The organism is Streptomyces sp. NPDC002994 (genome assembly GCF_040611155.1).
In the GTDB taxonomy this organism is placed as follows: Bacteria; Actinomycetota; Actinomycetes; order Streptomycetales; family Streptomycetaceae; genus Streptomyces.
In genome coordinates, this window is sequence record NZ_JBEXNQ010000004.1 from 343,940 (window position 1) to 357,534 (window position 13,595).

14 protein-coding genes and 1 tRNA gene are annotated in these 13,595 nt (G+C 70.3%); 12 read left to right on the top strand and 3 right to left on the bottom strand.

Annotated features, from left to right (window positions below; translation table 11 throughout):
• The first annotated feature begins 5 nt into the window (after positions 1-5).
• The 6 genes from ABZX79_RS07120 to ABZX79_RS07145 all read left to right on the top strand — a co-directional run bounded on the left by ABZX79_RS07120 (position 6) and on the right by ABZX79_RS07145 (position 7,568).
• Positions 6-1,364, top strand: coding sequence for a nitroreductase (locus ABZX79_RS07120; protein ID WP_355252869.1), 1,359 nt, complete (start codon positions 6-8; stop codon positions 1,362-1,364).
• Positions 1,361-3,100, top strand: a complete 1,740-nt coding sequence (locus ABZX79_RS07125) for an ABC transporter ATP-binding protein (protein ID WP_355252872.1) — start codon at positions 1,361-1,363, stop codon at positions 3,098-3,100. Before ABZX79_RS07120 ends, ABZX79_RS07125 begins: the two co-directional genes overlap by 4 nt.
• The gene (locus ABZX79_RS07130) at positions 3,097-4,857 is read left to right on the top strand and encodes an ABC transporter ATP-binding protein (protein ID WP_355252874.1); all 1,761 of its coding nucleotides are present in this window, start codon (positions 3,097-3,099) and stop codon (positions 4,855-4,857) included. The genes ABZX79_RS07125 and ABZX79_RS07130 overlap by 4 nt, the downstream gene beginning before the upstream one ends.
• Before the next feature lie 214 nt (positions 4,858-5,071).
• The gene (locus tag ABZX79_RS07135) at positions 5,072-5,305 is read left to right on the top strand and encodes a hypothetical protein (protein ID WP_355252877.1); all 234 of its coding nucleotides are present in this window, start codon (positions 5,072-5,074) and stop codon (positions 5,303-5,305) included.
• A gap of 10 nt (positions 5,306-5,315) precedes the next feature.
• Positions 5,316-6,356, top strand: a complete 1,041-nt coding sequence (locus ABZX79_RS07140) for a polyprenyl synthetase family protein (protein WP_355252969.1) — start codon at positions 5,316-5,318, stop codon at positions 6,354-6,356.
• Positions 6,357-6,404: 48 nt separating this feature from the next.
• On the top strand, positions 6,405-7,568 hold the full coding sequence (locus tag ABZX79_RS07145; protein WP_355252880.1) for an oxygenase MpaB family protein: 1,164 nt from the start codon (positions 6,405-6,407) through the stop codon (positions 7,566-7,568).
• 85 nt (positions 7,569-7,653) lie between these two features.
• Here ABZX79_RS07145 and ABZX79_RS07150 read toward each other — a convergent pair whose 3' ends face one another.
• Together ABZX79_RS07150 and ABZX79_RS07155 are read right to left on the bottom strand one after the other, a co-directional pair.
• Positions 7,654-7,899 (bottom strand): hypothetical protein, encoded by a 246-nt coding sequence (locus ABZX79_RS07150; RefSeq protein WP_355252883.1) that lies wholly within the window; start codon positions 7,897-7,899, stop codon positions 7,654-7,656.
• 16 nt (positions 7,900-7,915) lie between these two features.
• Positions 7,916-8,923, bottom strand: coding sequence for an NADP-dependent oxidoreductase (locus ABZX79_RS07155; protein ID WP_355252886.1), 1,008 nt, complete (start codon positions 8,921-8,923; stop codon positions 7,916-7,918).
• A 181-nt stretch (positions 8,924-9,104) separates the two neighbouring features.
• Between ABZX79_RS07155 and ABZX79_RS07160 the strand changes: the two genes are divergently transcribed.
• On the top strand, positions 9,105-9,899 hold the full coding sequence (locus ABZX79_RS07160) for an NPP1 family protein (protein WP_355252889.1): 795 nt from the start codon (positions 9,105-9,107) through the stop codon (positions 9,897-9,899).
• On the opposite strand, the gene ABZX79_RS07165 is transcribed toward ABZX79_RS07160, so the two are convergent.
• The gene (locus ABZX79_RS07165) at positions 9,881-10,804 is read right to left on the bottom strand and encodes an MBL fold metallo-hydrolase (protein WP_355252891.1); all 924 of its coding nucleotides are present in this window, start codon (positions 10,802-10,804) and stop codon (positions 9,881-9,883) included. The two genes, ABZX79_RS07160 and ABZX79_RS07165, sit on opposite strands and share 19 nt — an antisense overlap.
• A 101-nt stretch (positions 10,805-10,905) precedes the next feature.
• Between ABZX79_RS07165 and ABZX79_RS07170 the strand changes: the two genes are divergently transcribed.
• From ABZX79_RS07170 to ABZX79_RS07190, 5 genes are all read left to right on the top strand, one after another.
• Positions 10,906-11,859, top strand: coding sequence for an AraC family transcriptional regulator (locus ABZX79_RS07170; protein WP_355252894.1), 954 nt, complete (start codon positions 10,906-10,908; stop codon positions 11,857-11,859).
• A 33-nt stretch (positions 11,860-11,892) separates the two neighbouring features.
• Positions 11,893-11,968, top strand: a tRNA-Trp gene (locus ABZX79_RS07175).
• Positions 11,969-12,181: 213 nt separating this feature from the next.
• Complete coding sequence (locus ABZX79_RS07180; RefSeq protein ID WP_355252897.1) at positions 12,182-12,322, top strand: hypothetical protein; 141 nt, start codon at positions 12,182-12,184, stop codon at positions 12,320-12,322.
• Between the two features lie 70 nt (positions 12,323-12,392).
• A complete protein-coding gene (locus ABZX79_RS07185; protein ID WP_355252900.1) occupies positions 12,393-12,797 on the top strand; it encodes a J domain-containing protein in 405 nt (134 codons plus the stop codon).
• Positions 12,798-13,288: 491 nt separating this feature from the next.
• Positions 13,289-13,495 (top strand): cold-shock protein, encoded by a 207-nt coding sequence (locus tag ABZX79_RS07190; protein WP_355252903.1) that lies wholly within the window; start codon positions 13,289-13,291, stop codon positions 13,493-13,495.
• The last annotated feature ends 100 nt before the right edge of the window (positions 13,496-13,595 follow it).

The window sequence follows — 13,595 nt, forward strand, 5'->3', positions numbered from 1 at the left end:
ACGACGTGCCTTCACCCGTGTCCTCACCCGTGTCCTCAACCCCTACGACGGGCGGTTCGGCCCGTACCTCGCTCGCCTCGGCGCGATCCGGCGCGCCGCCAGGCCCGGACACCCCGGCCGGCAGGGCTGCCGCCGTGTGGACCTCACCGCCGCAGCCCCTGACCGCCGGGGCGGCGCCGGACCTCGACCACGTGCTGCGGTACTCACTCGCCGCCCTCGAAGGAGCGAACGGGCGGCTGCGGCCGGCCCCTTCGGCGGGCGCGCTGCACCCCGTCAACGCCCATCTCCTGGTGGGCGGCGGGGGCTCGCTGCCCGCCGGGCGCTACGCGTACGACGCGCTGACCCACCGGGTGCACCGGCGCGGTCCCGCGCCCGATGATCTGCCCGACGGCACTCTCGTCGTCCTTACGGTCAGTGCCCGGCGCACTGTCTCCCACTACGGGCACCGTGCCCTGCCCCTGCTGCTGCTGGACACCGGCCACGCGGCCGCGGCGCTGGCACAGGCCGGGGCGGCGCAGGTGTGCCTGGACGCGGACGGCGCACTGCTGGCAGCAGCGGCAGGACTGCCCGACCCCGTCCACTGGCAGCAGACCTGGCCGGGAACGGAACCAGAGCATGCCCTCGCCGCAGTAGCCCTCGGTCCGTTGGCCGGTCGTGCCGAGCACGTCCTCACGCGCTGGGCGGTGTGTGGCCCGGGACAGCCGCCACAGGCGGAACCCGCGGCCGCGGCAGTCTCTCCCGTACTGACCAGGACATGGCGGGCCCTTGAAGACACGACGGCGGTCGCGGCAGGGCCGGGGGAGTGGACGCCGACGGCAGAGCGCGTGTCCGGGGGGACGCTGATGTCCCGGCGCAGCGCCCCGCCGCCGCTGAGGGGGGCGCCCGCGCAGGAAGATGTCGCCCGCGTCCTGGCCCGTGCGGCAGAGGCGTCACTGCCCGGCGGGCCGCGGTGGTGTGTCGCCGTCGGCGGTGCGCGGCCCGCGTTGTTCGAACTCGCCCGGGATGCGGGAGAGGGCGGGGCACTGGAGCACGGACGAGGTCCCGCTCTTCGGCTGCTCGCGTCCGGCGACGCCCGGCCGACGCTCGCGGTCTGGGCAGCCGGTCAGGCGTGGATCGCCGAGGCCGGAGCCGTACTGCTCGCCTACGGCTGTCCGCCGGACGCGGACGCGGGACGTATCCGCCGCGATCACCTGACAGCGGGGTACGCCGTCGGCCTGGCGCAGTGCGCCGCCACGGAACTCGGGCTGGTGTCGCGCCCGGTGGGTTCCTGGCAGCGGGCGGACCTCGGCGCCGCACTGGGCGGTGCGCACGGCCGGGGCTGGATCGTGCACGGACTTGTCATGGGAAGAGATGATCACCAGTGATGCTTCACCCGGAGCTGACGCGAGCCGCCCGTGCGGCACGCGGCGCGCTGCTCGGTGCGACGGCCCTGCTCGGAGCGGTGGCCCTCACCCACCTCGCCCAGGCCGTGCTGCTCGCAGTCGCTCTCTCCGCCATCGCCCGCGGAGACACCCGTCATCTCCCCGTGCTGCTCGGTGCGGTGCTCGCGGCCGTTGTCGCCCGCGCGGGGCTGAGCTGGTGGCAGCGGCGTACGGCCGTGGCAGCCGGTTCACGGGTACGGGTGCGACTGCGCGACGCACTGCTGGAGCGACTCGGGCAACTGGGCCCGGCTCACCTCGACGGCGCCCGCGTCGGGGCCGTCCGCGCCACACTGGTAGACGGTGTCGAGGGCGTGGACGCCTACGTCTCCCGCTACCTGCCGCAGCTTCTGGTCACCTGCGCCGTCCCGCCCCTGCTGCTGATCGCCATCGCCGTCATCGAGCCGTACGCCCTCCTCGCCCTCGTCCCGGCCCTCCTCCTCGCGCTCCTCGCCCCCCGCTGGTGGGACCGGCTCCTGGAGGACCGGGGCCGCGAGCACTGGGACAGTTACGAGAACCTGGCCGCCGACTACCTGGAAGCCCTGCAGGGCATGCCCGCGCTGCGCGCCGCCGGTGCGGTCGGACGTACCCGCGAACGTCTGGAACGCCGGTCCGCCGCCCTGCACCGGGCCACCGTGGCGAAGCTGCGTGTCTCCCTCGTCGACACCGGGCTCACCGATCTCGCGATCCAGGGCGGCACCGCGGCCGCCGCTCTGGTGGCCTGCGCTTCGGCGGTTTCCGGGAACGCGACGGCAACCAGCACGTACTTGCTGCTGATGCTGTCCTCGGAATGCTTCCGTCCCGTGCGCGACCTCTCCAGGGAATGGCACGCGGGCTACCTGGGGGTCTCGGCGGCGGACGGCATCGCGGCCCTGCGCACCGCACAGCGCGGCGTACCGGACGAAGGACAGCAACGGGCGCACTGGAACGGGCCGCCCGCCATCTCCTTCGACGACGTGACGTTCCGGTACCCGGGCGCGCAACGGCCCGCGCTGGACGGCGTCACCTTCACCGCGCCGGCCGGCGCCACGACAGCGGTGGTGGGGCCCTCCGGCGCCGGCAAGTCGACGCTCCTGTCCCTGCTGATGCGCCACAGCGACCCACAGCGCGGCAAGGTCCTCGCCGACGGAACGCAGACGACGCGCTACACCCTCGACTCGCTGCGCCGCGGGATCGCCGTCGTCTCACAGGAGACGTATCTCTTCCACGCGTCCATCGCGGACAACCTCAGGCTGGCCCGCGCCGACGCCACCGACGACGAACTGCGCCACGCCGCCCGCTGCGCGGGAATCCACGACGAGATAGCCGGCATGCCGGACGGATACCAGACCGTGGTGGGGGAGCGCGGCGCCACCTTGTCCGGCGGCCAGCGGCAGCGACTGGCCCTCGCCCGGGCTCTGCTCGCCGATGCGCCCGTACTGGTCCTCGACGAGGCGACCAGCGCGGTGGACGAGCGCGGAGAGGCCCGGATCGGCGCGGCACTGGCCCAAGCCGCCCGCGGACGCACCTGCGTCGTCGTCGCCCACCGCCTGGACTCCGTACGGCACGCGGACCGGATCGTCGTGCTCGACGGCGGCCGGGTGCAGGCCATCGGCGATCACACCACCCTCATGGCCGACGGGGGACTCTACGCCTCACTCGTCGAGGCCGGACGAACGAAGGAAGCAGGACGAGCGGCATGAACGCCTTCGACGCCGCGGAGCGCGGGTCCCTGCGGGGACTGCTGCCCGCCCTCGGACCACACCGCACCATGGTGGCGCGTACCTGCGTGGCCGCACTCGTCGACCAGGCCGCGCTCGTCGCTCTGGTGACGCTAGCCGCTCATACCGTGGGCGCCGCTGTCATCGAACGTACGCAGCCCTCCGGCGCCGTGGTGGCGGCCCTGATCGCGCTCGTCCTCGTCCGGGCCCTGGCCACCTGGCGCGAGATGGACCTCTCGCACGATCTCGCGTACCGGATCCTCGCCGAGTTGCGTGTACGGGTCTTCGACGGCCTCGCGCGCAGTGCGCCGGCCCGCATCGGGGGCCGGCGGAGCGGCGATCTGGCCGCGACAGCGATGGGGGACGTCGAGGCCCTGGAGTTCTTCTACGCCCACGCCATAGCCCAACTCATGGCCTCGACCGTGGTGTTCGGCGCTGGAACGGTCACTCTGGCCGTCATCGAACCGCGAATGCTGGTCGCGGTGTTCCCCGTCGCGGTGCTGCTCGTCCTCGCACCGCTCCTGGAAGGCAGGGGAAGGACCCTACGGGGAGCCCGGACGCGTACGGCCGCCGCCGAACTGTCCGCCGAAGCCGTACAGACGGTGGACGGCCTGCGTGAACTGCTCGCCTTCGGCGCCCTGCGCCGCAGGCGAGCACGGCTCGCGTCGGCGGGGGCGGACCTGGCCGACGCCCAGCGCGCGGAGCAGTCCTGGGAGGCTGCCGCGGCCGCGATGCGCGACGCGCTGGTGGTCGCCGCGGTGGCCGGGGTGGTCGCGATCGCGGCGCACGCGGTCGCCGCTGGGCGGCTCGACGGCCCGTGGGCCCCGGCCGCCATGGCGTTGGCGCTGAGCACCCTCGCACCGGCCGCCGACGCGGCGGCGGCGCTCGGTCAGGCGGGTGGACTCCGCTCGGCGGCCGCCCGGGTCGGCGCGGCGATCAAGGCAGCGGCCGGCGCGCCGGAGGCCGTCTCGCCGCGAGCCGTCCCCGCCGGGCCCTTGGGCGTACGGCTGCGTGATGTCCGTTTCGACTACGGCGGCTCACCTGTCCTCGACGGCATCGACCTCACCGTGCGAGCGGGAGAGACCGTGGCGCTCGTAGGAGCCTCCGGGGCGGGCAAGTCCACCTGCGCCCACCTGCTCGCGCGCTTCTGGGACCCGTCCGCAGGAGCCGTCGAGCTCCTGCCGGCCGACGATTCCAGGCCTGTGGACGGCCCCGTGGACCTGCGTGACCTGGCCGAACCGGAACTGCGCCGCGCTGTGGCCGTGGTCGGTCAGGAGACACCCCTGTTCCACGGCACCCTGGCGGACAACCTCCGCCTCGGGTCGCCGGACGCGACCGACAGCGAAGTGGCCGCAGTGGTCCGCAGCTGCGGCATCGACCGCTTCGTCACGAGCCTGGACGCGCATGTGGGCGAGCGCGGTACGACGCTGTCCGGCGGGCAGCGCGCCCGCATCTCACTCGCCCGGGCGCTGCTGGCCAATCCCCGCGTACTGGTCCTCGACGAGACCACAGCTCACCTCGATACGGCCGGCGACGCGGAACTCGCCGCAGCCCTCACGGCGGCGTCCGCCACCCGCACCACCCTGTGGATCGCTCACCGGCCGGCCACGATCCGCCGTGCCGACCGCATAGCGGTTCTGGAGTCGGGACGCATCGTCGAGGAAGGAACATGGAGTCAGCTCGCCGCCCGGAAAGGTCCTTTCACCAGAGTGGTGGTGCCGGACTCGGAATCGGCCTAGCAGTTCATCGGCGTACGGACGCCAGTGTGACGGGTCGTCCAATCGGTGGTTCTCGTCGCGTTGCCGGCTCCGTCCCGGCAGGCTGCCCGTGAGGGCTGTGCCGGCAGATCGTCCAGCCGGGCCCTTCGGGATGGTCGCGGTCGGCGGCTTGTTGGGGGGAGACGGCGTGACGAACGGTGCTGGACACGGGCGTGGTACCGGTGGGAGCGACGCGGTGCTGCTGGTTGCGGGGATCGCCGACATGGCGGTCGGCGGCCTGAGTACCGTCGTGGGCGGATTGCGCGGCCTGTTCCGTCGCGCGGACATGGCCGAGCTGGCAGGCGAGGGACAGCAGGAGATCAAGGCGCGGGGACGTCTGGCCCTGGACCGGTTCACAGCCTCTTCTCCGGCGCATCTCGAAGTATTGGCCCAGCACGTGAAGGCCCACCGTGGGCCTACCGGTGTCTGACGGCAACGGCATGGAGCAGGCCGCCTTCAAGAACCGCGTGGACCTCGTCCTGCACCGCTTTGTCGGGGGGGAAGTCGACCATCTGCTGGCGATTGACGAGGGCCTGGGACCCGTGGCCGAGCAGCTTCAGCTGGCCACCTCCCACGGAAAGCGTCTGCGGGCAGCGTTTTGCTACTGGGGATGGCGGGCAGTCGGGCAGCCCGACAGCGACGCCCTGATCCGGGCGGCCGCCGCGATGGAACTCGTACACGCCGCAGCCGTCGTCCACGACGACCTGATCGACCGGAGTTCCCGCCGGCACGGCCTGCCCACCGCCCACGTTGCCCTGCGTACGGCTGTCGGCGACGGCCCGCACCCCGGGGACGCGGCCCGGTCCCTGGCCATGCTCGTGGGTGATCTGCTGATGTCGTGGGCCGGGCAGATGTTCACCACCAGCGGTCTGCCCGCGGCGTACCTTTCCCGGGCGCGCCCGTTGTGGGCGGTGCTGGCCCGGGAGCTGGTCGCGGGGGAATGTCTGGAGATCCTGCGCACCGGTGGCCGCCCGGACACCGCCACTTCGCTCAAGGTGATCCGCTACAAGACCGCCAAGTACACCGTCGAGCACCCTTTGCACATCGGCGGCGCCCTGGCCGGAGCCTCCCAGGACGTGCAGGAGCTCTTCACCGACTACGGACTGCCACTCGGTGAGGCGTTCCAGCTGCGCGACGACCTGCTGGGGCTGTTCGGCGATCCGGGCCGTACGGGGAAAGGGAACGCGGACGACATCGCCGCACATCGGCCCACCGCGTTGCTGGCGCTGACCTGGCAGGACGCCACCGAAGCCGAACGCCAGGAGCTGGGACGGCTGCTGGGGCGTCGCGACGTCGACGAGGAGTCGGTGCTGCGGGTACGGGAAATCATGCACCGCACCCAGGCTCCCGCCCGTATCGAGCGCATGATCACCGATCGGGTCCGGGCTGCCACCAGCGTCCTCGACCAGACCCACCTGCCCGCGGAGGCCGCCCGCGCGCTGGCAGCTCTGGCACAGACAGCCACCGCCCGCCGTCACTGACAGGGCGTTCGAGCCCGCCGGCTTCCCCCTGACCCACCAGGAGCTGTGATGACTTACACCGAAGCATCGATGGACGCGCTGCGGCTGGCCGGCGACGAGCTGGCCGATGCGACCGTCGCGACACTGTTCGAACGCGGAGAGGTCGGCAAGTTCAACACCCTCATGCGTTTCTTCTCCACCACGGGCCAGGACCTGCCCGAGGGTCTGCCGGAGGTGGCCCGCGAGTACGTGCACGCCACCAGCACACCACCGGCATGGGTCGACTGGGGCGAGATGGAAAAGGCACGGCTCTTCTTCATCGACAACAACGTGCACATCTCCACCGCCCTGTCCTTCGCCTCCATGCCCGCCTGTTACGTCGTGCCTCACGTCGCCAAGCTCCTGTCGGCCACCCACTCGCTGAAGTACCCCTCCAAGCGGATGGCCGAGACCGGGCAGTTCACCGTCTACCTCATGCAGCCCGACGCCTTCGAGGCCGGCAGCCGATTCATTCCCGCCGCCCAGAAAGTCCGCCTGCTGCACGCCTCCATCCGTCACCACCTGCGCCGCGAAGACCGCTGGGACACCGAGAGCCTCGGCACGCCGATCTGTCAGGAGGACATGATCGGCGGCCAGATGATGTTCTCCATCCAGGTCCTGGACGCCCTGTACCGGCTCGGCATCCACATGAGCATCGAGGGCGCCGACTCCTACTACTACGCCTGGCGGGTCGTGGGCGCGATGCTGGGCGTCGACCAGAACCACGCCCCACCGGACCTTCAGCAGGCCCGCCGGTTCTCGGACCTGTACATGACCCGCCACATGGGCCCTTCCGAGGAAGGCGCCCAGCTGACCCGCCAGCTCATTGACCTGTACGAAGAAGTGGTCCCCGGCACGTTCTTCGACCCCGTCGTCGGCGCTCTCATCCGCTACCTCATCGGCGACACCTGCGCCGACTGGCTTCAAGTACCCCGCACCCCATGGGACACCGCCGTCAAAGCCGCCCCGGCTCTCCTCGGCGTTCTCGAGACGATCGAGGACCGCTCGCCCCTCGGAGCCTGGGCGCTTGACCGCCTGGGCCACTTCACGACTCTCTTCGAACTCAGTTCCCTCACCCGCGGCCGCGTCATGCACTACGCCATCCCGGAACAGCTCAAGAAGGACTACGGCATTTCCTCGACCGTCCCTCCCACCAAGCGCTGGACCCCGCCGGCCCCGACTACTCCGTTCTGAAAGGACGCACTCCTCTGTGGGAGTTCCTCAACCGGGCGCAGGGCGGGATCGCGCGAGGACGCGCGCGATCCCGCCCTGTGGCGTGCTACGCGGCCCGCCCCGGAGCCGGGACGTTGCGGAAGCGGAACGGCTCCGGGGCACCCCCTGCCTGGATGAACCAGCATCCCCCGGCACCGTCGAGGTCGGCGACGACCACGTCCGCGCCCGCCTCAGCCGGCGCCGTGGCCCGGCCCAGTCCACTGGCGCCGCCCGTGACGATGGCAGCCTTGCCGCGCAGCGGTGCCGATCCTCGCGCGCTCGTGGCGGCCTGGCCCGCCCGCGGGGTGTTCATCCGGTCGCCTCGGCGGTCATGCCAGCTCCAGTACGAGCTTGCCGACGTTCTCGCCGCGGAAGAGCATCTGCAGCGTCTCGGGGAAGTCGTCCACCGTCCCCTTCACCACATGCTCCTTGACCTTGAGCCGGCCGTCACCGATCCAGCCGGCGATCTCCTGCGCGGCCTGCGCGTAGCGCTTCGCGTAGTCGAAGACCACGAAGCCCTCCATACGGGCACGGCGCACGAGCAGGGACAGGTAATTTGACGGGCCCTTGACCGGTGTGGCGTTGTTGTACTGGCTGATCGCGCCGCAGACCACCACGCGAGCGTGCATGGCCAGCCGGGTGAGCGCGGCGTCGAGGATGTCCCCTCCGACGTTGTCGAAGTAGACGTCGATGCCGTCAGGCGTGTGCTCGCGCAGCGCACGCCTGACGTCGCCGGCCCGGTAGTCGATCGCCGCGTCGAATCCCAGCTCGTCGGTGAGCAGCGCGCACTTCTCGGGCCCTCCGGCGATGCCGATGACGCGGCAGCCCTTCACCTTGGCGATCTGGCCGACCATGGTGCCGACCGCACCCGCCGCGCCGGAGACGACGACGGTCTCGCCCTCCTTGAGAGCGCCGACGTCCAGCAGTCCGAAGTACGCGGTCATGCCGGGCATGCCGAGTGCGCCGAGGTACGTCGAGGGCGGCGCGAGCGAGGTGTCGATCTTCAGGGCGCCCTTCCCGTCGGACACGACGTGCTCCTGGACGCCGAAAGTGCCGACGACGTGATCCCCGGGCTGGAAGCCGGGGTGGTGGGAGGCGGTCACCTCGATGACCGATCCCGCACGCATCACCTCGCCGAGCCCGACGGGCGGGAGATAGGAGGGGCGGTCGTCGAGCCAGCCGCGCATGGCGGGGTCCAGCGATATGACGCGCGTCCTGCCCGCGAACTGGCCGGGGCCCGGTGCTTCGGCGGGTGCGGAGACGTGTTCCCAGTCCTCGGGTTTGACGTCACCCGCGGGGCGGGCTGCCAGACGGATCTGGCGGTGGGTCGCAGACATGAAGCCTCCTGTCGTCCATGAACCTCCGACCATACCGACCAGTAGGTACGTCTGAGTCTATGAGGTGCGCCACATCTCTTCTGACGCCTCGTCAATTCCCAGTCCGCCATGAGGTTCGGCGGGGTTGGGGTGGGCATGCCAATCTCGCGTACCCCACGCCGCGGTCGATCAGGAGGACGTAGTGAAGACGAGCTCGCGGACGCGCAAGGTTCCGCTCATCCTTGGCAGCGCCATCGCACTGGTCATCGCCTTCCCGGGCAGCGCTTTCGCCGACCCGCCCAAGGCACTGCCCGCCCACGCGGACGGACTGGAGCAAACGTTTCAACCCGCCTACGACTACGACACGGACGGCTGCTACGCCACTCCCGCCATCGGCCCCGACGGGACTGTCAACGGTGGCCTCAAGCCGTCCGGCGCGCTCAACGGCCAGTGCCGCGACTCTTGGGACCTGGACAACACCAATGGATATGCGCGGTCCAAGTGCAACAACGGCTGGTGCGCGATCATGTACGGCCTCTATTTCGAGAAGGACCAAGCCGTGGCCGGCAGCGGGCTCGGCGGTCACCGTCACGACTGGGAGCATGTCGTGGTCTGGGTGCAGAACGACCAGGCCCGTTACGTTTCCACCTCCGCTCACGGCAACTTCAACATCTACAGCCGTGACCGGATCCGGTGGGACGGGACGCACCCCAAGATCGTGTACCACAAGGACGGCGCGAGCACGCACTGCTTCCGCCCCGCCAACTCCAACGATGAACCGCCGGAGAACCACCACCACGGCTGGCAGTTTCCCAGCCTGGTCGGCTGGAACGGCTACCCCGCGGGTCTTCGCGACAAGCTGAGCGAGGCCAATTTCGGAAGTGCCGTCTTCGGCCTCAAGGACGGCAGTTTCAACCACCACCTCGAGAAGGCCAAGCCGGCCGGCATTTCGTTCGACCCCCACGACGCTCCTGCGGACTACTCCGTGTCGCCGTAGGCCGCCCATCGTCCGATGGCGAAGCCACCGCCCTCCTTGCGGACCTCTACGACGCCCGCTCCCGCGAAGTGCGCAGGAACGACCAGCTCCCTTTCGGCAGCTGCCCGTTCGAGCATGCGACGACGGCTGCCCGCGGCTTGTCCGGCGTCCAGGCAGAAGCAGCTGTTGCAGGAGGGCTTGAGGATCTGCACGGGACTGTGAAGAAGGTCGCCGACGAAGACCGCCCGGTCGCCCCCGGACGTGAGCCGCAGAACGGAAGAGCCGGGTGTGTGGCCGGGCGCGGATTCGAGAGTGAGGTGTTCGTCGATGCGGTGGACGCCGTCCCACAACGTGGCCTGCCCGGCCCGGTGGACGGGCGCGACACTGTCCTCGTAGATGAGCTGGTCGTCCTTCTGCAGCCCGTTCCCGTATGCGTTGTCCGGGCCGAAGTGGAAGTCGTCGGCGGCCGGAATGAGGTACTGGGCGTTGGGGAACGTCGGCACCCACTCCCCATCGACGCCGACGGTGTTCCAACCGACGTGATCGCCGTGGAGGTGGGTGTTGACGACGATGTCGACGTCCCTGGGGCGTACGCCGGCCCGCGCCAGACGTCCGAGGAAATCGCCTTGCCAGTGGTGGAAGTGCGGGGAACCGGGCCGCTCTCGCCCATTGCCCACCCCCGTGTCGACGAGGACAGTCCGTCCGCCGCTGCGCAGCACCCACGTCTGGAGTGCCATGACCGCGCTGTCGCTCTCCGGTTCCCAGTGGTCCGGTGCGAGCCGGCCCTTGTTGTCCTCCCACACCTGCGCGCCGGACTCCGGAACGATACCGAGGGCAGGCGCGAAAGGCCCCTGCCACTCGACGACTCGTACGATCTCGACGTCTCCCAGCACCATGCGCTGCGCGCTCTCGCTCTCGCTCTTCATGTGATCGACTCTAGGAAGAGCGATTGAGCCTCTCAATGCTCGGCCGGCTCTCCTCAATACGCTTCCGTCTCACCCTTGATGCCCAGAGATACTCTGATGCGATGGATGTGGTGAGCGACGCGATTTCGGCCGTACGCATCGGGCAACCCTCCTCCAACCGGGTGCGGGTGAGCGGGAGCTGGTGCACTCGGCTCGCACCGTACGACGGCGCGGGCTTCCACGTGGTGCTGGAGGGCAACTGCTGGCTGCTGCCCGACGGCGGCTCCCCGGTCTCGTTGGGTGTGGGGGACGCGGTGCTGTTGCCGCACGGCACGGGGCACGTGATTGCCGACTCGCCCGCCGACGCGGTGGCCGTGGAGCGGGCGGTGCCGTTCGACGGGTGGGCCGGGGGGCAGGGGGCGGTCCGACCTCGGGCGGCCTCGGGCGAGGTGGACATGCTGTGCGGCAAGTACAGGCTCGACCACAGTCGCGTACACCCGCTCATGGCGGAACTGCCCACGCTCGTCCACCTGCCGAACCGCGCGGGCAGTCGCCCCGAACTGCGCGCCGCCATCGGCCTGTTGGGCGGCGAACTGGGCGAGCAGCGGCCCGGCTCGTGCGTCGCTGTCCCCAGCCTGCTCGACCTCCTCCTTGTCTACATGATCCGGTCGTGGGTGTCCGAGGACAGAACCGGGGTGTGGCCGACCGTACTGGGCGACCCGGTTGCGTCCGCCGCCCTGCGGGCGCTGCACTCGGCCCCGTCCGCGCCATGGACGAACGACCGGCTGGCCGCCGAGGCAGGCGTCTCCCGTCCCACCCTGGCCCGCCGTTTCACGGCCCTGGTCGGGCGGCCTCCGATGGCGTACCTGACCTGGTGGCGCCTGACTCTCGCTGCCACGTTGCTCCGGGACACCCAGGACCCACTTGCCGCCATCGCCCGCCGTGTCGGCTACGGCACGCCGTACGCCCTGTCGCACGCCTTCAGCCGGGAGTTCGGGACCACACCGGGGCGCTACCGGGCAGCGGCTCCAGGGGGAGCCGGCCCCGTGGCAAGGGCGCGAAAACCTGTTGGCTGAGGCTGTTTGTCATGCCAAGCTGATCAACACCAAAGGGGTGTAGCTCAGAGGCCGGAGCGCCGGTCTCCAAAACCGGATGCCGCAGGTTCGACTCCTGTCACCCCTGCCATGTGCCGCCCCTGTGTCGGAATCACCTGCGCCGCCGAGCGAGTGCTGACCGAACAATCGCCGACGGGGTCCCGCAGGGAGGTCGAGGCGCTGGTCGGGCTCCCCGACCGGTGACGCGCGAACAGTGTGACCCGGGTCATTGGTACACACTGCGATACATGCTCACCATGGGGGACGATCCCACTGGGGTATGCCGACAACGAAGAGTGTCCCTATGAGCAAGCAGCATGTACACGTCCGCCTCAACCAAGGCATCGCGGTCTCGGAAGAGGGCGAACTGGTCGAGCAGTCCCGCTGTCGGTGTGGGGAGTCCTGGACCAAGATCTATCAGGTCGAGGCCCCGGAGGCGGACTGAGGACGCGGTCCCCGCGCAGGTACAGGAATACACCTCCTGAGAACTCTTGAAAATGCGCCCTCTGGGTTCTATGAACGTTGCTAGGGAGGCACAGGCGGTGGCGGTGCGCAGGCAACGGAACCCTTACGCGGTGCTCGGCGTGGAGCCGACGGCAACGGCCGCGCAGATCACGAGCGCCTTCCGGAAGCTGGTCCGGGCCCTGCATCCGGATGCCGGGCCCGATCAGCCGTCGGCGCCCCGCCAGGAGCGGTTGGACGAGGTGGTTGCCGCCTATGCCACGCTTCGCGACCCCCGTCGTCGGGCGGAATACGACGCGAAGCACACTCGTGATACTCGTGCTGCGGCAGCCCGGCGCACGCAGGGACCGCACGCGGCACGGGATGCCGTGGTGTCCCTCGGCGTCCGACTGCGCCCGCCCGTTCCGACCCCGCCTTTGCGGGCAGGCCCCGTCCGGATAGAGCCGTTCCTGAAATAGGTGACGCCCATCGACAGCTCCACCAACGTCACCGGGGGAAGGTAGTCGCCCACAGGCGTGCGGTGCCACCACGCGATCAGCATCGATGCCCACAGCGGCACGCGGTCGCCCGCTCCTGCCGCCAGGGCGCCGGAGAGCGCCACGCCCACCCACGCCACGATCGCGAAGAAGCAGGTCACGCAGGGCCGCGGCCCTGCGAAAGCCAACAATGAGATCCACCGTCGCGGGCATTCCACGCCCGTCGGGAAGCGTCTGAGCTTGCGACGGCGTTACCCCATTGCGGGCCACTGTGGGACTTTCGTAGCAATACGTAGCGACATGGACATTGTTCGGGTAACTTCGCTGCCACAGCAGTCGTGGTTCCGAAGCCTGTTCGCCCGTGATCGCGATCACGGGCGTTTGTGTTCTTCAGAGTTTTCATGGGCCCGGCGATCAGCTCCGGGTGCCGTGACGTGCGGTATCCGACCTCCCTTTCATTCCAGGAGACCGTTATGGCTACGGGCACCGTGAAGTGGTTCAACAGCGAGAAGGGCTTTGGCTTCATCGAGCAGGACGGCGGCGGCCCTGATGTCTTCGCCCATTTCTCGAACATCGCCGCCCAGGGATTCCGTGAGCTTCAGGAGGGGCAGCGGGTGTCCTTCGATGTCACCCAAGGCCAGAAGGGCCCCCAGGCGGAGAACATCGTTCCGGAGGAGTAGAGGCGTCGCCGGCCTGTAGGCGCAGGCGGCCCGGCCCCCGGCCCGGCCCTGGGCCTTCGGCGCGCCGCGGGGGGGGGGGGGGGGGGGGCCGGGGCGCGGG